This window comes from Methylobacter luteus IMV-B-3098 (genome assembly GCF_000427625.1).
GTDB classification, from domain to species: domain Bacteria; phylum Pseudomonadota; class Gammaproteobacteria; order Methylococcales; family Methylomonadaceae; genus Methylobacter; species Methylobacter luteus.
This window is the reverse complement of record NZ_KE386569.1, coordinates 2909020-2930895: the sequence shown is the minus strand read 5'-3', so window position 1 is coordinate 2930895 and position 21876 is coordinate 2909020. Positions and strand designations below refer to the sequence as shown.

At 50.2% G+C, this 21876-nt stretch carries 21 protein-coding genes and 1 other RNA gene; 4 read left to right on the top strand and 18 right to left on the bottom strand.

Going from position 1 to position 21876, the window contains the following annotated elements; genetic code table 11:
* Positions 1-3 precede the first annotated feature (3 nt).
* The gene (locus METLU_RS0115565) at positions 4-525 is read right to left on the bottom strand and encodes a UPF0149 family protein (protein WP_027159027.1); all 522 of its coding nucleotides are present in this window, start codon (positions 523-525) and stop codon (positions 4-6) included.
* Between the two features lie 190 nt (positions 526-715).
* On the opposite strand from METLU_RS0115565, the gene METLU_RS0115560 reads away from it, so the two are divergent.
* From METLU_RS0115560 to METLU_RS0115550, 4 genes are all read left to right on the top strand, one after another.
* A complete protein-coding gene (locus METLU_RS0115560; RefSeq protein WP_027159026.1) occupies positions 716-943 on the top strand; it encodes a TIGR02449 family protein in 228 nt (75 codons plus the stop codon).
* Positions 940-1248 (top strand): cell division protein ZapA, encoded by a 309-nt coding sequence (locus METLU_RS0115555; protein WP_027159025.1) that lies wholly within the window; start codon positions 940-942, stop codon positions 1246-1248. Before METLU_RS0115560 ends, METLU_RS0115555 begins: the two co-directional genes overlap by 4 nt.
* A 12-nt stretch (positions 1249-1260) precedes the next feature.
* A non-coding RNA gene (ssrS, locus tag METLU_RS27420) (6S RNA) lies at positions 1261-1440 on the top strand.
* A 22-nt stretch (positions 1441-1462) separates the two neighbouring features.
* Positions 1463-1921 (top strand): EVE domain-containing protein, encoded by a 459-nt coding sequence (locus METLU_RS0115550; protein ID WP_027159024.1) that lies wholly within the window; start codon positions 1463-1465, stop codon positions 1919-1921.
* 44 nt (positions 1922-1965) lie between these two features.
* Here the strand turns inward: METLU_RS0115550 and ilvA are convergent, their stop codons facing one another.
* From ilvA to METLU_RS0115465, 17 genes are all read right to left on the bottom strand, one after another.
* Positions 1966-3528, bottom strand: a complete 1563-nt coding sequence (ilvA, locus tag METLU_RS0115545; RefSeq protein ID WP_027159023.1) for a threonine ammonia-lyase, biosynthetic — start codon at positions 3526-3528, stop codon at positions 1966-1968.
* Between the two features lie 105 nt (positions 3529-3633).
* A complete protein-coding gene (gene gspD / locus METLU_RS0115540; RefSeq protein WP_036243188.1) occupies positions 3634-5832 on the bottom strand; it encodes a type II secretion system secretin GspD in 2199 nt (732 codons plus the stop codon).
* Positions 5822-6424, bottom strand: coding sequence for a hypothetical protein (locus METLU_RS0115535; RefSeq protein ID WP_027159021.1), 603 nt, complete (start codon positions 6422-6424; stop codon positions 5822-5824). The genes gspD and METLU_RS0115535 overlap by 11 nt, the downstream gene beginning before the upstream one ends.
* Positions 6421-7002 (bottom strand): type II secretion system protein GspM, encoded by a 582-nt coding sequence (gene gspM, locus METLU_RS0115530; protein WP_027159020.1) that lies wholly within the window; start codon positions 7000-7002, stop codon positions 6421-6423. Before gspM ends, METLU_RS0115535 begins: the two co-directional genes overlap by 4 nt.
* Positions 6989-8101, bottom strand: coding sequence for a PilN domain-containing protein (locus tag METLU_RS0115525; RefSeq protein ID WP_027159019.1), 1113 nt, complete (start codon positions 8099-8101; stop codon positions 6989-6991). The genes gspM and METLU_RS0115525 overlap by 14 nt, the downstream gene beginning before the upstream one ends.
* The gene (locus tag METLU_RS0115520; protein WP_027159018.1) at positions 8076-9122 is read right to left on the bottom strand and encodes a type II secretion system minor pseudopilin; all 1047 of its coding nucleotides are present in this window, start codon (positions 9120-9122) and stop codon (positions 8076-8078) included. The genes METLU_RS0115525 and METLU_RS0115520 overlap by 26 nt, the downstream gene beginning before the upstream one ends.
* Entirely contained in the window at positions 9119-9856 is a 738-nt protein-coding gene (locus tag METLU_RS25560) for a prepilin-type N-terminal cleavage/methylation domain-containing protein (protein WP_051299940.1), read from the bottom strand. The genes METLU_RS0115520 and METLU_RS25560 overlap by 4 nt, the downstream gene beginning before the upstream one ends.
* The gene (locus METLU_RS0115510) at positions 9853-10251 is read right to left on the bottom strand and encodes a type IV pilus modification PilV family protein (protein ID WP_027159017.1); all 399 of its coding nucleotides are present in this window, start codon (positions 10249-10251) and stop codon (positions 9853-9855) included. Before METLU_RS0115510 ends, METLU_RS25560 begins: the two co-directional genes overlap by 4 nt.
* On the bottom strand, positions 10244-10777 hold the full coding sequence (locus METLU_RS0115505; protein WP_036243187.1) for a GspH/FimT family pseudopilin: 534 nt from the start codon (positions 10775-10777) through the stop codon (positions 10244-10246). The genes METLU_RS0115510 and METLU_RS0115505 overlap by 8 nt, the downstream gene beginning before the upstream one ends.
* Positions 10774-11202, bottom strand: coding sequence for a type II secretion system major pseudopilin GspG (gene gspG, locus METLU_RS0115500; protein WP_027159015.1), 429 nt, complete (start codon positions 11200-11202; stop codon positions 10774-10776). The genes METLU_RS0115505 and gspG overlap by 4 nt, the downstream gene beginning before the upstream one ends.
* Positions 11203-11218: 16 nt before the next feature.
* A complete protein-coding gene (locus tag METLU_RS0115495) occupies positions 11219-12436 on the bottom strand; it encodes a type II secretion system F family protein (RefSeq protein ID WP_027159014.1) in 1218 nt (405 codons plus the stop codon).
* A gap of 1 nt (position 12437) precedes the next feature.
* Positions 12438-14138 (bottom strand): type II secretion system ATPase GspE, encoded by a 1701-nt coding sequence (gspE, locus tag METLU_RS0115490; RefSeq protein ID WP_027159013.1) that lies wholly within the window; start codon positions 14136-14138, stop codon positions 12438-12440.
* Between the two features lie 156 nt (positions 14139-14294).
* On the bottom strand, positions 14295-15293 hold the full coding sequence (waaC, locus tag METLU_RS0115485) for a lipopolysaccharide heptosyltransferase I (RefSeq protein ID WP_027159012.1): 999 nt from the start codon (positions 15291-15293) through the stop codon (positions 14295-14297).
* A 12-nt stretch (positions 15294-15305) separates the two neighbouring features.
* On the bottom strand, positions 15306-16325 hold the full coding sequence (gene waaF / locus METLU_RS0115480; protein ID WP_081679117.1) for a lipopolysaccharide heptosyltransferase II: 1020 nt from the start codon (positions 16323-16325) through the stop codon (positions 15306-15308).
* Positions 16318-17241, bottom strand: a complete 924-nt coding sequence (locus METLU_RS0115475; RefSeq protein ID WP_027159010.1) for a branched-chain amino acid transaminase — start codon at positions 17239-17241, stop codon at positions 16318-16320. The genes waaF and METLU_RS0115475 overlap by 8 nt, the downstream gene beginning before the upstream one ends.
* Positions 17242-17282: 41 nt before the next feature.
* Positions 17283-20153, bottom strand: a complete 2871-nt coding sequence (gene glnE, locus METLU_RS0115470) for a bifunctional [glutamate--ammonia ligase]-adenylyl-L-tyrosine phosphorylase/[glutamate--ammonia-ligase] adenylyltransferase (protein ID WP_027159009.1) — start codon at positions 20151-20153, stop codon at positions 17283-17285.
* A gap of 277 nt (positions 20154-20430) precedes the next feature.
* Positions 20431-21768, bottom strand: a complete 1338-nt coding sequence (locus METLU_RS0115465) for a hypothetical protein (protein ID WP_027159008.1) — start codon at positions 21766-21768, stop codon at positions 20431-20433.
* Between the last annotated feature and the right edge of the window lie 108 nt (positions 21769-21876).

The following is a 21876-nucleotide window of genomic DNA, read 5'->3' as shown; positions in this document are numbered from 1 at the left end:
CGCCTAATGAACAGTGCCGTCGGTGTTGATGTCCAACTCATCCCGCAGTAATAAAACGGCGGATCTTAGATACTCGGTAACTTCCATAAAAGCACTTTCATCTTCCTCGCCTTCGGCCTCTTCATCCAGTTTGGTAAATTCCGTAATGTCTTTCAATATTTCAGCGGCATCGCCGGGCCAGCCTGATGCGGTATACACAGAACCAATGCCAAACAAAAACCCCTGGCACCAACTGCTTAATGCCTTAACCCGCTCATCCAGGGAGACGTCGTCGTCAGGCAGGAACAGGTCAAATTCAAATGCTTCACTGGCTAGCAATTTCCTGGTCTGCTCGAACAATTTCACCAGCGTCGCCTGGTCTTCATCGCTCAAATCGGCATCGTCTTTAAAAAGTTCCTTCAACCAGTGATCGCTCTCAGCCTGACCATTGACGCACAGCATACCTGCCGCCATGCCGTGAGCCTCGGCCGCGGAAACATCCGCATTGTTGCGCTCTAATATTGTATTGATTATCTGGTAAACCATGATTCCCACATAATAATTTCACTACCGCTAAAAAAAAAATACCGCTTATGCTACCATTGATCCCCGACTTGGATAATATTTGTTCATCTTGGCTCTCGGATAACTGACTATGAGCAATATTAGAACATATCGCCGATAATCCTTACTAAAAACACACGGCTGATTATTTGCAATAATGTAGTTAACTACCATGACGAATTCAGAAATAACTCAATCCTTAGAATTAAAAGAGCTCGAAGAGAAACTGGACAAACTTATCGAGCAATATAATTCGGTAAAAAACGAAAACAGCTCTCTTAAAACCAAGCAAGAATCCCTGGTCCGGGAAAAAGCCAAACTGCTTGAAAAAACCACCTTGGCCAGAACCCGGGTTGAAGCCATGATTACTCGTCTGAAAGCAATGGAGCAAGGTTCATGAAAAAAAATCCCCAACCGGTATCGCTTACCATCATGGGCAAAGACTATAAGATTGCCTGTGATCCTGACGAGAAGAACGACCTGATCGATTCCGCTCAGGAACTTGACAAGAAAATGCGTAAAATCAGGGATTCCGGACGAGTCAGCGGCGCAGACAGAATCGCTGTCATGGCAGCGCTTAACCTGGCCCATGAATTGCGTGTGATGAAAAACCAGAATGCCATGCTGACTCAGAGCCTCAATGAAAGCCTGGCTAATATGAGTCATAAAATAGAAAACGTTTTAGAAAATCCTGAAACACGGTAAAATATTGGCCTGCATCTCCTGCAGCGTTCGAGGGTGTACTGGGTGTTTCCTGAACCTATTTTTACCCCGGGGGCAGATTACGGTGATGGTGTGCATGCCCGTTCTATACGGGAAGCCTGATTTACCGATCACGTCCCCACTTGAACCGTTGGTTCAAGGACGAAAGTGCATTACGGCGCAGGCGGGAGATGCTCCTTTCTTATAAAAAATTCCCATGAACTACTGGCTAATGAAATCCGAACCGGATACGTTCGGCATTGATGACCTGTGCAACAAACCCGACCGGACCGAGCATTGGGACGGCGTGCGTAATTATCAGGCCAGAAATATGATGCGCGATGAGATGAAAGTCGGCGATCAAGTATTCTTCTATCATTCCAACTGCGATGTGCCGGGTATCGTCGGCATTATGGAAGTGGTTCGCGAAGGCTATCCGGACTTTACCGCTTTCGATCCCGATGACAAACATTTTGACCCTAAAAGCGATCCGGCCCAGCCTCGCTGGTTCATGGTTGACGTCAGGCATGTTAAAACACTGTCGCGCACCATTACCCTCCATGAATTAAAGCAAAAGGAAGAACTGGCCGATCTTGCGCTGGTAAGACGCGGCAATCGCTTATCGATTATGCCGGTCTCCAAACAGCAATGGGATTTTATACGCTCGCTGGAATAATCAGCACTGATGATAGGACGGCCAACCGGCCGCCCACAGTATGGCTATACCTCGGTAACGGCGTCAGTAGATTGCTTGTTCTTTACTTCGCTGCCACCCGAAAACAGGCAATAAGCCGGATTTTCAGTTTCCTCCTGATAGGCAAACCCCAGCGCATCCAGGCATTGCTGAAATTCCTTGCGCTCTGCATTCGGCATTTGCACGCCCATCAGCACTTTGCCGAACGCGGCGCCATGATTGCGATAATGGAACAGGCTGATATTCCAGCGGCCGCCCAGTGCCGTCAGAAAGTTTAATAGCGCGCCGGGCCTTTCCGGAAACTCCAGGCTGTAAACAACCTCATTCAGTTCACGCGGCGCATGACCTCCCACCATATAGCGCACATGCTCTTTAGCCAGATCATTAGTGGTCATGTCGGTGATTGAAAATCCCTGATCCTGTAATTGCAGGATTAAATCGGCCCGATCCGATTCAAGCCCGCTGCTGGAGATGCCGACAAAAACCTGCGCCAGCTTGGGATCGAAATAGCGGTAATTGAACTCGGTAATGCTGCGCCCGCCCAGCATGCTGCAAAACCGTAAAAAGCTGCCCGGCGTTTCAGGAATACTGACGGCCAGCAGGATTTCGCGGTGCTCGCCGACCTGTGCACGCTCGGCCACATAGCGCAGCCGGTCGAAATTCATATTGGCGCCGCTGTCGATGGCGACCAGCGTTTGCCCTGTTATCTGTTCGCGCTCGACATATTTCTTCAGGCCGGCAATGCCTAAAGCGCCGGCCGGTTCGGCAACCGAGCGCGTATCGTCAAAGATATCCTTGATCGCGGCGCAGATCTCATCGGTATTGACGGTAACGACTTCATCAACATAACTTTGCGCCAGACGGAAAGGCTCTTCACCGACCTGCTTGACCGCCACGCCGTCGGCAAACAGGCCGACCTGTTTAATGGTGATTCTTCGCTTCGCTTTCAGGGCCCGATTCAGGCAATCGGCGTCGTCTGGTTCCACGCCGATGATCTTTATCTCGGGGCGCACGAATTTGACATAAGCCGCGACACCGGCAATCAAGCCGCCGCCACCGACAGGCACAAAGATCGCATCCAGATCGCCGGCCTGTTGCCGGAGGATTTCCATAGCCACGGTGCCCTGCCCGGCGATGACATCGGGATCGTCATAGGGATGGATGAATACCATGTCTTTTTGTTCGGCCAACTCCCTGGCATGCGTATAAGCCTCGTCAAAAGAATCACCGAACAGCACAGTCTTGGCGCCTCTGGCTTTCACGGACTGGACTTTAATTTCAGGCGTGGTTTTCGGCATCACGATCAAAGCCTTGATGCCCAGTCTTTTTGCCGCCAGGGCAACGCCCTGGGCGTGATTGCCGGCTGAGGCGGCGATCACGCCGTGCGCCCTTTCCTGCTCACTCAACATGGACATTTTGTTGTAGGCGCCGCGCAACTTAAACGAAAACACCGGTTGCAAGTCTTCGCGCTTCAAATAGACGTTATTGCCCAGGCGCTCCGACAGAGAGGATGCAAAATCCAAAGGGGTTTCTATGGCGACATCGTAAACTTTGGCGCGTAATATTTTTTCTATGTATTTTATCGACATGTTTAAAAATGGGCTGAATGTCTTCGGTATTCCGGATATTATCCCACACTATCCGCTTAAGATGCTCTGGCTATAGCCTGATTGCAGGCTATAGCCATCAAGCCGCTACTCTACCACTGTAGCTTTTACCGATGTATCCTCGTAAATACCGGTTAATTTGCGCCTGAATTCATCAGTGATCAATCGGCCATCCTGCTTGCTTGCGACGACGCGGGGCGTAATCAGCACAACCAGTTCCGTCTTGATTTTTTCTTTCGTGGTACCGCCGAATAAAGGCCCTATTAAAGGCAGCTTGTGTAAAAAAGGAATCCCGTCTCTATTATAGGTATCGTTCTCATCGATCAGACCACCCAACACAACCGTTTCTCCGCTTTGCACCGCTACATTACTGGTAATTTCCCGGGTTTGTATCGTAGGTGAATCGATATTACTGTCCGTCGTCCTCTGCGGCCTTTCGACACTTTGCTCGATATCCATAATCACGAGACCGCTCGCGTTGACCCTGGGCTTAACCTTCAACTTAACACCGGTTTTGCGCTGTTGAATGGCGCTGGTTTGCACAAGACCGCTTTGGTCGAAAGATTGGCCTGAAGTGGGAAGCGTAGATGACTGAGACGTTCTTAACGGTATTTCATCACCGACCTGTATCGAGGCTTCCTGATTATTCAGCACCATCAATGACGGTGAAGAAATCACATTGAGCTGATTATCGTTGGCGGATGCATTTAGCACGGCGCGTATGTCGCCCGAATCACTGAGAAACGCATAGCCAAAGCCGCCTGTTACCGCACCTGCGGCAATATCCCTGAACGATGTTCCGTCCGACTGCTGTAACGGTCCATTTAATCGGCTCCCGCTCGTGTTGTTGCTGGTAGCGACATGCTCGCCGCCCACATTATGATGACTTAAAAACCATTGAATGCCGTACCTTAATCTGTCAGTCAGGTTGACCGAAACTATCGTCGCATCGATCAATACCTGCAATGGCAAGACATCAAGCTGATTGATAACAGTGCGAATCTTTTCATATTCCTGCGGCGTTGCGACAACAACGATCGAATTATTGATTTCGTCGGCGATAATTCTCACTTCACTGCTCACGTCGGCAACCCCACCGCCTTCCGATCCCGCAGGCCTGTTAAACGCCGGTTTTGGCGCTTCTTTATCCTGCTGCTTATTGGTGATTTCAGCGGCCTTACGTCCTGGCGCCACCTTCGCGCCTTTCTCTCTCTTTGTTGAAACACCGGTAAAAATTTCATTCAGCGTCGCGGCCAATTCCACGGCATCGACATTCTGGACCTTGTAGACATTTACACCGCCGCCGGTGGCCGTAGTCGACCGGTCCAGCCTCAGTATCCAGCTTTCAATATCTCTTAAATAGGAGGACTGGTGCGTAATGGCCAGAATGGCATTCAGTCGTTCAATTTCTATAAACCGGAAAAAGCTGCCCTCATCTTTTTCAGTTTTATTAAACACCGCATCCAGCTCTTCAATAACTTGTTCCGGCGTAGCATGCACTAATGGAAAAATACCGAATGAACGTCCTCTCAAGACATCGATATCGAAAGTAGCGACCATATCCATGATGCGCGCCAGCTCATCGGCCGTTCCGGAAACGACCAACAGATTGCGCATGGCATCGACTTGCAGGATGGTTTTTTCCTGCACCAGCGGCTTAATCACTTCGGCGATATCCTGGACAGCGACATTTCTGATCGGTATGACCTTCACCTGATAACCGGCGGCGCCCGCTCTTGAAAAGTCGGTACTGTATAACGCCTCTGCCGCGGGCTCGATATGATAAACACGGCCATCCTTGACCAGCGCCGCATTATTCATGCGCAACAACATTTCCAGAGTCGGTAGTAATTCTTCTTTTGTGAGAGCCTGTGTAGTCTGTAGCGTCACCTTGCCGGCAACTTTGGGGCTTAATACATAGTTCTCTCCGAGTATGTCGCTCAAGATCACTTTCGCCACTTCGCCCAAATCGGCCTCATCAAAGTTCAGGCTATACGCGCCTTCGCCCCGTGCCTTGCCTCTACTGGGTTGCATTGTCGAACCCGACACAAACCTGTCAGTTGCGGGATAGAGCTCCGCAGCCGGCCGTACTTTTTCGCTAGCGTGCGGCTTGTTTTGCAAGTTTTTAAAAACAGCCTCTTCCCGTTCATCCAGCTGCTCCGGAGGCACTGGCGGCAGAGGCCGCTTGACGGCCAGATCCGGCCCCATAAGTTCGCAGCTTGACAGCGAAAGCCCCAAAACAATAGCCCAGGAAGTTGTTTTTATTTTTTTTAGGTTATTCTTCATCTTCGCTATTTCCTGACGTGTCTGCTTGGGGCGTCTCTGCTTTAGGCGTAAATGCATTGGGTATGCTTTTTTTCTTGGTGGGTAATTCTTTTAATTTAGGTTTTCTTAGCATGAGTTCTTTCTGATGACTTCCTTGCTTGAGTATGACTTTGTCTTTATGAATCTCGGCCAGTGTCCAGCCACTGATATCATCCCCCTCAGTTATTTTAAGATATTTTTTTTCAGTGGCTGGCGCTCTTTCACGGCTGAACAAGGCTGATAACTGCTCGTCCTTCGTATAGACGCCCGTTAACTGCCATTCAAATGTGCCGGAACCTCCTACAGCAGCGGCTTCTTCAATATCGACCGTCTCGACAGGTCTTCGGCCTTTAATAAATAAAGGTCGGGTAACCAGATCGGTATATTTCTCTTCGGGTTGTTTCGTCAGCGCCAGGCTTGGCAAGCCGTCTACTTTATAGGGTTGGGTTTCAACGGATGTAATCGCTTTCTGCAATTGTTTTCTGGCATGCTTCGCATACAACCACTCGGCGGTAATAATCAACAGTAAGACGATGCAAACGGAGGCCAATAATTTAATTAATTTAACGTTCATCCTGGTGGTATTCTCATGAAACTGACGGCCTGGAAATTCACATTCAATTCATTACTCGATTCAATCTGACGAGTTTTTCTGTTTCTTATGCCCCGCACCGGCCTTATATCGATCTGATCGACGATGATCAGCGGTACCGACGTTTCCATTTTGTACAATACCGCGCGCAGCTCATCAATAGTACCGGTCATCCTGACTTTGACCATAATGCGACTGAAGCCGTCCTTATTGCTGACGGGAAGCGCCTGCGTACTGGTCAACTGCCCGCCCGCATCGACAATCGCCCTCTTGATGAACTCCTGTACATCCGCGGACGCCAAAGCACCGGTCCCTTGAGTATTAAAATAACCTTGCGACAAATGCTGGGCTTTTATTTTGTCCATACCTTCAGTGACAGCCTCTTTTCTGGCCAAAATCCGCTGATACTTCTGGAGTTTAAAAACCAGCGCATTCTTGGTTTCATGCAATTCCATGCCCTTGCTGACAATAGGCGTAATGACAACGACGCTAAAAATGACTATAACAGCCACCAGGAGGCCAACCGCAATCCAGCGTTGGGTTTTATTATACGTCGCCATTGATGCCTCCTGCTTTGGTCACGTCGACGGTGATCTGGAACCGTTCAAGCCCGCTGATCTTGTCTTGGGTAACCGGCGATACAAACCGGACATTATCAAACAATGGAGACGCCTCCAGAACGGCAATCAAAGCGGAAGCGGACGGCGATTCGCCTTGTATCTGCAGATGCCCATCCGAATACTGGGCATAGGTCAGCCAGGTGTCGTCCTTTATTAAAGTGCTTAACGCATTTAACATGACAACGACCGATGGTGCCGAACTTTTGACGTTAACCAGCCCGCGTGACTCCTCCACCAACGCATCGATTTCCGACTGCAGAGCATCGATTGTGCGCGCCTCTTTTTCAATGCCGTCGAGCTGTTTGCTTAGTGCATTGACTGCCCGATATTCAAACCAAACTGGCAGAGCTATAACAGCTATCAGCAATACAAATACCGAGCCGACCAAGGCCCAATGAACCAACGCGGCGTTTTTGCTGGTTTTCTCCCTGAATTGATCCGGCAGCAAGTTGTAATAGTCATAGTCTTGTTCAAGGTCGTTGGGGGCGCCCTCATAATCGGCAAATTTTGGCGACAGGCCCAGCGCTGTTATATCGTCATAGAGTGCGTCAAGAATTTCGCGTGGTGTCAACACCAGCATGACACTGATTTGTCCGGGCTCATGGGCATCCGCCAGCGGCTTAACGGCGAAATAGACCTGTTCCGGTTTGAATGGTGTGTAACGATCCAGCTCATAGGAAACAACCTGAGCCAGATTTTCCTTTGCCGCCAGCGGCAGGGCCAGCTCTTTTTGAACAGCATCCTGCCGGGTCAACCTGAGGACTACATCAGCCTTGGCAAATCTTTCATCTTTGGCTAGCAGAGCTTTAACGTCAGCTATGTCTGATTCATTTCGCTCCAGCGTTGCTATCGGCTCTACCTTTCCGTTGAGAATATAAACTATTTCCAGATGGTTGTTGTCTGGTCTAATCAGAATAACGCCCTGCTTCTCATTAACGAGTAGCTTGATTTTCTCCGGCACCAGGAAGCTAAGTTCTCGCGCCCACCAGCGAAAAAACTTCTTGAAATCCAGTTCAATTGTCGAATTGAGGTTCAGCATATTCTGTCACTAAAAATTCGCTCATTTCATCAGTAAATAATGAGTCATTGCCTGTATAGTTGCGTTGCCATTTCAAAATCTGAAACGGCGAGGATTGTTGACCCAGGGATTGTTGACCAAAAAGTTGTTGGCCAAAGGATTGCTGGTCACTTTCCGATCTTTTTATTATCGCATTTATTATAGCGGTTGAGCCGTCATCAAGCAGCGCTTCGGAAATAATTGTCACCGCCCCGCTATCTGCGGCTGGAGTTGAACTCTGACCCGTCTCGCCAAAAGGAGACGACTCATTAAAAGGCGATCCCGACTTTAAGGCATTGGCCGAACGCTCGCGTCTGGCTTGCATATATTCATCCTTTACCGCTTCGTCGAGGTCCGGCATTACCTGCAAAACCTCTGGAGATGCCAGTTGCAGATTGACCGTCGGCTCTCCCGAATAAACGGTGATTAAATCCTGTAACCACTCATAAATGCTCTCGTTCATGCCCAGCACCAACTGCAATTCCTCAATAGACTGAAAAGGCTTGTTTCGGGGCTGATAGCCTAAACCGGCGTCCTGATATTCTTTTTTTTCCGCTCCATCTATGCGCACCAGATCATCGTCATCGCGCCAGTCGAGAATGGCATTGACTAGCCCAGTCATCTGCTGTTCTCCATCACTGGGCGCCTGGCTTATCAGCGCCTGTAACAAAACCTCATCGGCCTTGTTCAGATCTATTTTGCCGGTTTCTGATAAAAGCCGTATGCGCACCCTGGCATTCGCATAGTCTATTTGATAAACACTGCTGTCTGCTCGCCAACGCTTGGCTGCATCGGGAATCAGCATCATCATTTCCGCCATCGCAATCCCTGATTCCGCGACAGCCATAGCCTGTGCATTGTTCTTTACGCCTTCAATAATGGAAGCTTCCCTGCGCATGGTCAGCGCAAAACTGCCAGCCATGATAGTCAACAGACTTAATATCCACAACACGAGAACCAGAGCAAATCCCTTTTGCCTCGCCTGCTTCCTGACGCGTATCACTCTGTTGCCTCTGAATCCTCTGTTACGATGTCCGAACCACCGCTAACCCTAAGTTCGATAACCATATCCGGCCAGAAGACTTCATCTTCCCGTTCAATCTGAATTTTTACCAAACGCGGCAGGACATCCTTATTGAGCCACTCATCCTGCCATCGGCTCTCGCCGGTATCCTGATCCGGACCAAAATAAGACAAGGCGAAATGACTCACATGTTTTATCAGAACAGCATCCTCTTTTTGCCATTCCTCGCCTTCGACAACCGGAAAAAACGGCGTCAACGTCACTTTAATTTCGGCGCCGTCGTTACTGCTCCCTCGTGGCCCTTCATCCTGCACTTCCAGGGAAAACAACTGCATGCCGGCCCGACCGGCGCTGGCAGGAAATACGGAAACAAATTGCAAGGACTGCGCATCGCCTTGAAAGGAAAGCTTGCTCTCTCCTTCCGTAAAGTCATCCTGTAAAGATTCATCTTCCGTAAAATCATTCTTTAAAGGCTTGGCGGCCGATAAATGCTGTTGGAAAAAATTATAAACGACGGCCATTTCATTGACTTCGGCGATTTTCTTTTCGCCCATTTCCCAGCTTTGAGCACAAATTTTAAGACTGCCAAACAGTAACACAACCATGACACTTAACAAAGTCATTGCAATAAGAACCTCGATCAGCGTAAACCCGCGCGCCGAGTTACGAGGCGAATGGCAAGAAAAAACGCTCTTTTGCCTCCGGCTTATCATAAGGTTTTATTAACAAGTCTCAGGGTGGTTAATTCAACCCGCCGATCGCTCGCCTGGTCATCTCCCCAGGTCACCATGACATAAACCTTGAAAAGCAGTACCGCTGACGTTGCCGGATCGAAATTTTCAATCGACGGCGTAAACGGGCTCACCGAAACCAGCCAATGGTATCTTTCGTTTTCGACCCCCGACGTTTCTCCTTGCTGCAACGGTGTTTCCACGCCTGTTTGAGCCATTAGCGATTCGGCGATTTGCACTGCTGTCGTGTATTCCTCGGCCACAGACGCCGTATTGACGCCGGCAGAAAATATCTTAAGCAAAATACCTAGCGAAAGCGCCAGTATTGAAAACGCAATCAGGATTTCCAGTAAGGAAAAGCCCCGTTGTTTATTCATTCGCACCTTCGCCGGCATCTTCAAGCTCGACCTGACCGGTTAGCCAATTGATATCGATGCGCCATGCGGAACTACCCCGTTCCAGCGTAACTCTTCCGCCTGTCGATGAACCGTCGGCAAAAAAACGTATGTTGCCCTGACCTTCGCCGCTTAGCTCGTCTTGTGCCGTAACCAATGTAATATCAATGGGCTCGGGAATCGTGTAAACCTTATCCCGGCTGCTTACCTGATAGCTGTTATCACTAAGGTCAAGGGTAACGGTAGTCTGTTGATGGGAAAGCAAAGCCTGTCCTCTTGCATAACGCAACGCCGAAACAATATCTCTTGCCGCAGCGCGTAGCTGTATCGACTCACGCCCTGATGACAAATTAAACGCGACAATTGAAAAGCCCAGAATGATGACAAAAAGCACAACCATCAGCTCCAGCAGCGTAAATCCTTGACTCCGGGATAAAGGACAAGGCGCAGGGCACAAGTTAGCTGCTCTTTTTAAACTGAACCCTGAGCCTTGAGCCTTGTGTATCATTCCCAGCTGGCGATATCCTGATCTTCGCCTTCACCGCCTTCTTTACCGTCTGCGCCCAGCGTAAACAGATCAAATTTTCCGTGTTCGCCCGGAGACACATAGTGATATTCCTGCTGCCATGGGTCCAGCGGCATTTTGGCTTTTTGCAGATAAGGGCCGTTCCAGCGTTTTGCGCTGTCAGGTGATTCGACGAGCGCTTTCAAGCCCTGCTCGGTTGTCGGATAAACGCCCAGATCCAGTTTATACATGTCCAGCGCTGCGGACAGATCTTCAACTTGAACACGGGCCGCTTTGGTTTTGGATTCGCCCATGTGTTTCATGACTTGAGGCCCGACTATTCCGGCCAACAAGGCGATAATGCCCAGTACGACCAATAATTCAAGCAAGGTAAAGCCAGTCTCTGTACGTTTTCTATATTGTTTCATCGTAAAAATTTTTCCATTAAAAAGCTAAATCATTAACACTCAAAATAGCCAGCAGAATCGACACGATAATACCCGCGATCATAACGCCCAAGGTGATTATCAAAGCTGGCTCAAGCAATGCCAGCATACGCTGTATCGCTATTCTAAGCTGTTTATCATAGATAGTTGCCACACGCAGGAGCATTTCTTCCAGACGCCCTGTTTCTTCGCCCATTTTTATCATCTGCATGGCCATTTTGGGCAATACGCCTTTTTCCATCAAAGCGTCGGACATATTCCTGCCCTGCTTTAACTGTTCCTCGGCATCGGCGCAAACCTCAGCCAAAGCCAGGTTATCGACGGTTTCACGCGCTATCGCCAAAGCAGTCAGTATTGAAACACCATTGCCTAATAAAGTTCCCAAAGTACGGCTGATGTTGGCAGTTTCCTTATTCAGGATAATACTGCCAAATAGAGGCATGGCCAGAAAGCGCCTGTCCCATGTTTTTTTGGTAACAGGATCGGCCAGTTGAAAATTCATATAGCCGTACACGACAACAACAATGAGCGCCAGCATCCACCAGTAGCTTTGCAGCCACTCCGCCAGACCGACCACGATCTGGGTCGGAACCGGCAAATCCTTGCCGGCGCTTTCAAACATCTCGGTAAATTGCGGCACGACGAACGTCAGCATCACGAACAACGACGCCAATGACATCACCAACAATATTACCGGATAGATCAACGCGGTGCTGATCGTATCCTTCAATTCGCGCGAGCGCTCCAGATAATCCGACAATCGCGTCAACACTTCACCCAGGCTGCCGCCCGCCTCGCCGGCGCGAATCATATTGATATAGAACTTGCTGAAGACCCCAGCCTGCTTCTCCAGCGCATCGGCCAGGGAAGAACCGCCTTTCACTCTTTCCAGGACCCGTCCTATCAGTTTGCTCAGGCGCTCGTTGTCAGCCGTCAAGTCCATCAATACCGACAGCGACCGGTCCAGCGGCAAACCGGATTCCAGCAAGGTCGCCAGTTCTCCGGTCAACAAGCCGATCTCTTTTTGAGACAGGCGCGACTGTTTGGCGCCCAGACTGAATCCGAGAAACGACCTGGCGGTGGCCGGCGCCACGCGGATCGGTATGTAACCTTCCGATTGCAGGGCCGCAATCAGGCCCTGTTCGTCAGCGGCATCGCGAACACCTTCCTCAGTCTCGCCAAGGCTGTTGATTGCTTTATAAGAAAATAAAGCCATATCAGCCTTCCGTTGTTACGCGCATCACTTCCGCCAGAGTCGTGATGCCTTGTACGGCCTTTTGCAATCCGTCATCGCTCATCGTGACCATGCCTTGTTCGATGGCCAGTTTCTGAATGGCACCGGCCTCTTCATGCGCCATGATCATTTTACGGATCGGATCGGTCATCAGCAGAAATTCGATAATGGCCAGACGCCCGCGATAACCAAGCCCGCCGCAGGCCGAACAGCCTACCGGTTTGTACAAAACGATATCGCCTTCAGGCACGAAACGCCGCAAATGCTTGTCCTCGACAACAAGAGGCGACGCGACATAAGGTTCCTTACATTCGGGGCACAGCTTTCTGACCAGCCGTTGCGCCAATATGCCGTTCACGGTGGAACTGAGCAAATATTCCTCCAGCCCCATATCCAGCAAGCGCGTTATACCGCCGGCGGCATCGTTAGTGTGCAAGGTCGACAACACCAAATGCCCGGTCAGCGCCGATTGCACGGCGATTTTCGCCGTCTCCAGGTCACGCATCTCGCCGATCATGATGACATCGGGGTCCTGCCGGACGATGGAACGCAACGCCGAGGCGAAAGTCAGGCCGATCTGCGGTTTGGCCTGAATCTGGTTGATGCCCTCCAACTGATATTCCACCGGGTCTTCGACTGTAATGATCTTGCGCTCGGACGTATTCAGCAACTTTAAAGCTGCATACAACGAGGTCGATTTACCGCTACCGGTCGGACCGGTAATCAGGATAATGCCGTGCGGCTGCGCCAGAACATCGATAAACTGTTGAGAATGGTGCCCGGAAAAGCCCAGTGACTCGAAATCGAACACAGTGCTTTCCTTGTCGAGCAAACGGATCACGACGCTTTCGCCGTACATAGTCGGTATCGTCGATACCCGCAGGTCCAGCTCCTTGCCGAGCATTTGCACTTTGATGCGCCCATCCTGAGGCAGTCGGCGTTCGGCAATGTTCAGCTTGGCCATGATCTTGATACGTGAAATGACGGCGGCTGTCGATTTTACGGGCGGCGCATTGATGTCCTGCAGCACACCGTCAATGCGCAGTCTGACTTTCAGAGTTTGCTCGAACGGTTCGATATGTATATCCGACGCGCGCATTTCGATGGCGCGCTGCATGATCAGGTTGACCATTTTGATGACCGGCGCTTCACTGGCCAGGTCTTTCAAATGCTCCAGATCCTCCTCGCCGGCCTCCTCGAACTGGAGGTTATCGACAATCCTGTCCATCTGCGACCGGCCTTCGCCGTATTGGATTTCAAGCGCTGCATCGATTTCCGACAGCAGGCCTACCTTGGGGATAACATCTTTGCCGGTCGCCAGCTTCAGTGCATCAATCACAAACCGGTCTTCAGGATCCATCATGGTAACGGTGATCGTGTCGTCGCTGTTAGCAATGCCGATCACGTGGTTCTGCTTTAAAAACCGCAAAGAGATGCTTTCGGGCAATTGCATCTCTAGCGGATATTGATCGGCCATAACCTTCTCGAACCGACCTGATTCGACAAAGGCATCAGCTACATCCAGTTCCGAACACAAGCCCAACTTAACCAGCAGTTGCGGGAGATTTTCCGAGATTGCCGTTTTTTTTATCCGCTCAACTTTGTTCAGCTCCGCGGCCGACAATTTTTCCCTGGCCTGTAATGTTTTCAATAAATCATGGTATGCGGTTGCTTGCTCTGTCATATAAAATCCATGTGCCGGCTATCCCGCCCGTTTCTGCGAGAATAAAGCCTTGCTATTAACTAAACCTAGCCCCTCTGATAGGTTTTCTTATAAACCAATTGTGACCCGGTTTTCAACCTTTAGTTCCACATTTAAACTAGTATTTCTGTGCCTGACTCACAGGCTCAATATAGCTCTGGCCTGACTGATAATCTCATGCTCGCTGATCTCCCTGATCGAATAATCCTGTTTGTTCAGTTTATAAGGATTAACTACTGATGCCGATTTGACCACCTTGTTAATATCGGTCTGATAAACCCGGCTGACCGGCGTCGGACCGAAAACCGTGATGGATGGCCTGTTCAAGGCCCAGGCCATATGCGTCGGGCCTGTATCATTGCCGATCAACAGGTCGGCCTTGGCTATCAATGCTTTGAGACTGTTCAAATCCAGCTTCGGCATGACGCTGATATAACGCGACTGCGCGGCCATCGAATCGGCGATATGTTTCTCCTGCTCACTGCCCCAGATCACAAGGCAGTTCTGCCGCATCGCCTCGGCTATCTTTACAAATTTGTCGGCCGGATAGTTTCGGCTTTCCCAGGTTGAGCCGATGACCAGCACGATATTGAGCCGGTCTTGCCGCAAGTAATTATAGATGCTTTGATCTTCGTGGCTGAAAAACAAAAACGGTTTTTTGGCAAGGATTTGTTCCCTGCCGATGCGGATGCCTAAGGGTTCCGACAGCACCGCTGCATTCCTGTCGATGGTATTGCCATCGTAGGCGCAGGCTACTTTAACATCATAAAGCCAAGAGGCGGCTTTTTCCCTGATCGAATCAGCATCGAAGCCGGCGATGCGTTTGCCCAGGAGCCTGGCCGTGACCGCCGATTTGATCAGCCCCTGCGCGTCAATGACCAGATCGTAATTATTTCCAGCATAACCACGAATTACTTCAAGCTGCTTAAAAACGGCCATCTTGTTGATTTTTAACGATTTCAGATTGACCGTCAGAACATTGTCGAGATCGGGATTATCCTTCAATATGCCGGCAAAGCGCTCTTCCACAATCCAGTCTATCCGGCTGTCAGGCAAGGCGGCCTTGATGAATTGCAGCGCTACCATGGCATGCACGATATCACCCAGCGCGGACAGTTTGACAATGGCAATTCTCACAGTCCGGCCTGCTCAGTCCGCTGCAATCAAATCAAGCACCTGATCGGGCCGGATTTCAGTCAGACAGCGCATATGCCCCAACGGACAATCGCGCTTGAAGCAGGGCGCGCAGTCGAGATTCAATGAGATGACCCGTGCTTTTTCATTAAGCGGCGGCGTAAAGCCGGGGTCCGAGGAGCCGTATAGTGCGATTATTTTCTTGTCGAGCGCGGCGGCCACATGCATCAGGCCAGAATCATTAGTCACGACAGTATTGGCCAGCGACAGCAAGTCGACCGCTTCCGCCAGCGACGTACGCCCGCTGAAATCACTGCATAATCGCCCGGTTTCGTGATTGATAGTTTCCGCAGCGTCTTTGTCCTTGTCGGAACCGAACAGCCAAACCTGCCAGCCTTGAGCGATTTTTTGCCGTGCTACTTCGGCATAATAACCGGCCGGCCAGCGCTTGGCAGGACCGTATTCGGCGCCGGGGCACAAAGCCAGGACTTTTCCCGACGGCACCAAGTTGAATTTTTCGATAACGCGCTGCTGCCTATCCGGTTCAATCGTGATGCGCGGCACCGGATACGCGGGCGGCAAGGGCGCCGTTTTCGGCAGACCCAGCGCCACAAACCGCTGAACAGTCATGGTCAGCAATTTTTTATCGAGTTTGCGGGTATCATTGAGCAATCCCCAGCGGCATTCTCCAATATAACCGGTGCGCACGGGGATGTCGGCAAAGAAAGGGATCAAAGCCGACTTCCAGGCATTGGGCAAAAGAATAGTTTGATCATAACCCGCTGAACGCAACTGTCTGCCCAACTGTATGCGCTTCATTAAGCCGAATTGCCCGCGTTTCAGCGGCATGGCAATGGCTGTTGTCACTTCAGGCATGCGGTCCAGCAGTGAAAATGTCCAGGCTGGCGCCAGCACATCGATTTGACAGTGCGGGTCAGCCTGTTTCAGTGTGATAAACAGGCTTTGCGCCATGACCATGTCGCCGACCCATGACGGGCCGACGACCAGGATTTTCAAAGCACTATTTTCAAGCAACGGGGGTCAACCACTCGGCATGATCATCCCGGCGACCGTGTACATAGTCAAAATACAGAGACTGGAGTTTCTCTGTAATCGGACCGCGGCTACCGCCACCGATAATCCGTCCGTCCAGTTCCCTGATCGGCGTGACTTCGGCGGCCGAACCGGTAAAGAAAGCTTCATCGGCCACATAGATTTCATCGCGGGTAATGCGTTTTTCGATCAGCTCCAGGCCTTGTTCCCTGGCGATCGTGATGATCGTATCGCGGGTAATGCCTTCCAGCGCCGAGGTGGTTTCCGGTGTATAGATCTTGCCGTTGCGCACGATGAACAGGTTTTCGGCGCTGCCTTCGGCCGCATAGCCTTCATGGTCCAGCAGCAAAGCTTCATCATAGCCGGTAGCCAGCGCTTCCTGCAGTGCCAGAATGGAATTGATGTAATTGCCGTTGGCTTTGGCTTTGCACATGGTGCTGTTGATATGGTTTTTGGCATAGGAAGACGTGCGGATGCGGATGCCTTTTTCTATACTCTCCGCGCCCAGATAGGCGCCCCACGACCAGGCCGCGACCATGACATGGACTTTCAGGTTATCGGCCCGAAGTCCCATGCCTTCCGAGCCGAAAAAGCACATGCTGCGGATATAAGCGCTGTCCAGATTGTTTTTGGCAACCGCATCGCGGTGCGCCTGATTAAGTTCATCCTTGCTATAAGGCATTTTCATGTTCATGACATGCGCCGAACGGAATAAACGATCCGTATGCTCCGCCATTCTGAATATCGCCGTGCCTTTTTCCGTCTGATAGGCTCTCAGCCCTTCAAATACGCCCAAGCCGTAATGCAAGGTATGCGTCAACACATGGACTTTAGCTTCCCGCCATTCAACCCATTGCCCATCCAGCCAAATAACGCCGTCTCTATCGTCCATCGTCATTGTTTATTCTCCACCATTTAGTGTTTGTAATTGCTTAAGTCTTATTCCATAAAATCGTGCCATATCTGTTCGACCTGAGCCTTCATTCCGGCAATTTCAGTTTCATCGATAACGGCACGATCGCCCTGTAAAACCAGTTTATGACCATAATCACGATATGCGCAGTAGATGGCTTTAAGCGTTTCCGCCTGGCCTTCAGATATAAAACCCTGTGCCTGCAAACCGTCCAGCAGCCTGACATTATCAGTATAGGTAGTCAATGCGACGTTTTTCGACGCCTGATCTAAAACGCCGAATTGTACTATAAACTCAATATCCGCAATACCGCCTTTGCTTTGTTTTAAGTCAAACTTGTCCGCTTCGGCCGAAACCAGTGCGGCGCGCATCTTTTCGCGCATTTCGCGAACTTCCTTTTTCAGCAGATCGGAATCGCGCGGCAGACTCAGGATTCGGCGCCTGATGGCTTCATAGTGCTCTTTCAGCCGCAGGTCGCCGGCTATGAAGCGCCCTCTGACCAACGCCTGATGCTCCCAGGTCCAGGCCTGGTTTCTTAAATAATCTTCATAAGCATTAATGTGACTGACCAGAAGCCCGGAATTACCGCTGGGCCGCAGGCGCATATCAACCTCGTAAAGCACACCCGACAACAGTTTGGTATCGAGTATGTGCCGGACTTTCAGCCCCAGGCGTCCGTAAAACTGCGTGCATGGAATCGGCTTCGGACCTTCGGTCAGAGCATTGCCGTCTTCGCAATCATACAAGAACACCATGTCCAGATCGGAGCCATAACCAAGCTCAATACCGCCCAGTTTCCCGAAACCGAGCACGGCAAAGCCGATCGCCTCGTTATTGCTGCAGGGAGGATAGCCATGTTTTTCGGTCAGCATCAGCCAGGCGCGCTCGACAACATGCTCGACGATGCTTTCGGCGATATAGGTCAGATAATCGCTGACCACCATCAGCGGAATAACGCCCATGATATCGGCCGCTGCGACTCTGAGCACATTCAGCTGCTTGAATTGCCGCAGCACGATCATCAACTGTTCCAGGTCCTGAATCTCGATTTGCGCCAGCAGAACCTTCAATTGTGCATCAAGATCGGCTTTTTTCAGCGGCTCAAATAACGAGTGTGTATCAAGCAACTCATCAAATAAAATCGGATAAAGCGCCAGATAATCGCAGATCCAGGGGCTGGCTGATGACAGACGAACCAATTGAGACAACGCACCCGGATTTTCAGCCAGTAGCGACAAATAAACAGTTCTACCGGCAACAGCTTCAAATAACTTAAGAATGCGCTTTAAGGTTTCATCGGGGTTATCGACCCGCAGCATGGCTTCTATCAATTGCGGCATCAAGCGATCAAGGACGCTGGCGCCCTTGGCGGTCAGTTTTCTGACGGCCAGCGAATTTTTAAATGCCTTGATGGCAACCAGTATCTCTTCGGTCCGTTCAAAACCGTACGCTTTCAAACTGGCCGCCAATTCAGCATCATCGGAGGTACAGTTCCAGATTTTCTGACTGTGACTGTTGACATCAGACTGTTTCGACAGCGAGAAGACCAGCTCAAACACGCAATGCACCTGAGTTCTGACTTGATCCAGCTCGGCCTTAAAAGTGGGCCAGTCGGGATAATCCAGCGAATAGGCCAATATTTCCCGCACAACCGGATAGACAGGCAAATCATGCGTTTGCCGGTCCTGGTACTCTTGGATATGGTTTTCCACCCGGCGCAGAAAGCGGTAGGATTCCGTTAATTGCTCGGCATCCTTTTTTGTCAGCAGTTCCAGTTCGCCGAGCCGCTGCAGAACGTCCAGAATGCCGCGCTTTTGCAGCGACCGCTCATTGCCGCCGCGAATCAACTGAAAAGCCTGGCCAATGAATTCTATTTCGCGTATGCCGCCCGGACCCAGCTTGATATTTTCCATGCGATCCTTGCGTTTTAGCTCCTGCATAATCTGCAGCTTTAACGAGCGCAATTCCCCGAAAGCGCCGTAATCGAGATAACGCCGGTATACGAACGGCTTCAGCATGGCGATCAGTTGCGCGCCGGTTTTAAAGTCGCCAGCGACCTGACGGACTTTGATCATGGCGTAGCGCTCCCATTCCCGGGCCTGGGTCTGATAATAGTTCTCCATGCCATCGAAATTCATAATGACGGGACCGCTGTCGCCATAGGGCCTTAACCGGATATCCGTCCTGAATACAAAGCCGTTCACAGTCATTTCATCGAGCACCTTGATCAAACTCCGGCACAGACGGGCAAAGAACTCGCCGTAGGTGGTCTCTTTTCGGTCCGCCAGGACGCCGTCTTCGGCATAGGCGAAAATCAGGTCGATATCGGAGGAATAATTCAGTTCGTAAGCGCCCAGCTTGCCCATGCCCAGCACGATCAATTGCTGCGGACTGCCATCAGCCAGCACAGGCGTGCCGCGCAAATCGCAGGCTTTCTGATAAAGAAAATCCAGCGCATATTGAATACAGGAATCGGCCAGGAACGACAATTCAAGCAGCGTTTCATTCAGATCGGCCCATCCAGCCAAATCGCGCCAAGCAATTCTGACCATTTCCCGCTGCCGGAAACGGCGCAATTCAGACATCAACGAGGCTTCGGAATCAACCGCCAGCGCTGCCATTCGGCTATGGTAGCCCTTCTCGTCATAGGCGATGAACAAGTCTCCGGAATTCACCAGGTCGATGATGATTTCCGGGCAGCGCGTACAGCTTTCCGCGATAAAACAACTCGAGTTCCAGACCTTGACCAACGACCCCATGAATTCCGGCGTTGCCTTAAAGCTTAAATCCAGCTCGGAAAGCCGTTCGCACCATGCCTTCAGGGATGACTTTACGTTAGCTTTTAGCGCTTCGGGTAATGCTTCAAGTTCAGATTCAAGATTATTGATAAACGACATGCTCGACCCACAGACCTGGAAAAACCACATGATAACCAATCCGTGGACGGATGCAGAAGATGTATTTGACTGAAATGTCCTGAAAAATATTCAAAACACATGCAAAGCATGACTATGATTGCCAGTGAATTAAGGAAGTTGCCTGGCTTGAAAGAAACGTTATCGGCATCTTCAACCAATGCGCCTGTCATGCGGCGCACCGGAGAATAACCTCTCTTAGTCTCTTGCTTTTAAGATGACGCTAAGCCTGCTTGATTTCGCGTCAGAAATAACGGGACTATGAGCCTGATGAAAGAAAATCAAAAGTCATCGGCACTCTGACATTGAGCTTAACATCCTGCGCGTCGTCTGTCGTGCCTATCCCGAGTGACAGGTTAAGAGTCGTTTTGGGTGAGTACTTGAAAGAATAACCAACCAATAATTGACCTATATCCAGTTCGCTGTCATCCATCTCAAAACCATCAAGTTCAGATTTGAAAACATGTTTATGCGAGTAACCCAAGCTGAAAGATGATCGCTCATTCAAGCCAAACCCCATGCCGAAGCTCAAACCGATCGCATCGCCTGGGTCAAAGTCCCCAACATTCTCATTCGTTTCGGCATTATAATTGTAACTAAGATTGCCGAAAAAGACGGCCGGATCGGTTGGATATAATGCCGTAATACTAGGTTGGAAGCTGAAATAACCTGTGCCTGTCGGCAATTCGGTTGGAAATTGTGCTCCCGGCACGCCTTGAGCCAACGCATATTCCACATCAAACGGACTTTTTCCAGTCGGTACCGTTGCCACCACATTGCCGACAAGAATCGGCCAGCCGCCAGAGCCTCCGCTAAGCTGATAGCGGGCAGCAAATTCCAGATCGCCTATGTCATTACCGGAAGCATTAAAAGTTTCATCAACGCCCGCGCCAATACTGACTGCACGTGAACGCTGAGTATCTTCGCGGTAGACATAAGGTGCTTTGAACTCCAGCTCAAGGCGATCCGTGACTCCATATCGAGCGCCCAAACTACCGATAAAATTATGGCGTTTAATTTGTCGAATATCGATAAGTCCAACAGCAATGGCGGGAATGAAGGTGAATGCATCGAGAAAAACCCGGTTGTTATCGATATAAGAATAATCCAATGAAGGCTCGAAAACGAAATTCCCTTTTCTAGTTAATACGCCACCGACAGTCTCACTCAAACGGGGTATCTCCGGCGGCCTTGCCTTTTCTTTTGTTTGCGGAGGCGCCTCACCAACGGGCTTCGCGGGGAGCGGATTGGGCATTCCATTATTTCTTTGCGCGACGGCTGTCACTATAGGCGGCCTGGATGCCTTATTGACTGGCGCTGGCTTAATTTCAGCTGTCGGACCTGATCTTGACAAAGAATCAATACGCGCCTTTAGTATCTGGAGTTCTTTACCCTGCTCAGCAATGATGCGCCGCTGTTTCTCGAATTCTTTTTGTTGTTCTAAAAAGAGTTTCCGGTATTGCTCAATGGAGCTTTCCTGTTGCTCTATGGTTTTGGCAAAAGCCTCGCTGCTGGACAGCACGCATGAGCTGATAATAAATCCGTTAAGAACCCCCACGAGAGAAAGCCCGACACCCCCAACTTTATCTAGCTTCATTTATTTTATTTCCATTTTTTTACTGATAAGAATAAATAACAGCTCTTCCATGATTTAATGCACTTCTAACCACTTCAAGCACAATGAAGCTGCAATGGGTAGTTAATA

Coding starts and splice junctions, on each gene's coding strand:
- gspM (WP_027159020.1), bottom strand. CDS start 7,002: ATGGCGACGTATAATAAAACCCAACGCTGGATTGCGGTTGGCCTCCTG.
- ilvA (WP_027159023.1), bottom strand. CDS start 3,528: ATGTCGATAAAATACATAGAAAAAATATTACGCGCCAAAGTTTACGAT.
- METLU_RS0115555 (WP_027159025.1), top strand. CDS start 940: ATGAAAAAAAATCCCCAACCGGTATCGCTTACCATCATGGGCAAAGAC.
- METLU_RS0115525 (WP_027159019.1), bottom strand. CDS start 8,101: ATGCTGAACCTCAATTCGACAATTGAACTGGATTTCAAGAAGTTTTTT.
- glnE (WP_027159009.1), bottom strand. CDS start 20,153: ATGTCGTTTATCAATAATCTTGAATCTGAACTTGAAGCATTACCCGAA.
- gspG (WP_027159015.1), bottom strand. CDS start 11,202: ATGAAACAATATAGAAAACGTACAGAGACTGGCTTTACCTTGCTTGAA.
- METLU_RS0115465 (WP_027159008.1), bottom strand. CDS start 21,768: ATGAAGCTAGATAAAGTTGGGGGTGTCGGGCTTTCTCTCGTGGGGGTT.
- METLU_RS0115475 (WP_027159010.1), bottom strand. CDS start 17,241: ATGACGATGGACGATAGAGACGGCGTTATTTGGCTGGATGGGCAATGG.
- METLU_RS0115535 (WP_027159021.1), bottom strand. CDS start 6,424: ATGAACGTTAAATTAATTAAATTATTGGCCTCCGTTTGCATCGTCTTA.
- METLU_RS0115505 (WP_036243187.1), bottom strand. CDS start 10,777: ATGATACACAAGGCTCAAGGCTCAGGGTTCAGTTTAAAAAGAGCAGCT.
- METLU_RS0115565 (WP_027159027.1), bottom strand. CDS start 525: ATGGTTTACCAGATAATCAATACAATATTAGAGCGCAACAATGCGGAT.
- METLU_RS0115550 (WP_027159024.1), top strand. CDS start 1,463: ATGAACTACTGGCTAATGAAATCCGAACCGGATACGTTCGGCATTGAT.
- METLU_RS25560 (WP_051299940.1), bottom strand. CDS start 9,856: ATGATAAGCCGGAGGCAAAAGAGCGTTTTTTCTTGCCATTCGCCTCGT.
- gspD (WP_036243188.1), bottom strand. CDS start 5,832: ATGAAGAATAACCTAAAAAAAATAAAAACAACTTCCTGGGCTATTGTT.
- METLU_RS0115510 (WP_027159017.1), bottom strand. CDS start 10,251: ATGAATAAACAACGGGGCTTTTCCTTACTGGAAATCCTGATTGCGTTT.
- METLU_RS0115495 (WP_027159014.1), bottom strand. CDS start 12,436: ATGGCTTTATTTTCTTATAAAGCAATCAACAGCCTTGGCGAGACTGAG.
- METLU_RS0115560 (WP_027159026.1), top strand. CDS start 716: ATGACGAATTCAGAAATAACTCAATCCTTAGAATTAAAAGAGCTCGAA.
- gspE (WP_027159013.1), bottom strand. CDS start 14,138: ATGACAGAGCAAGCAACCGCATACCATGATTTATTGAAAACATTACAG.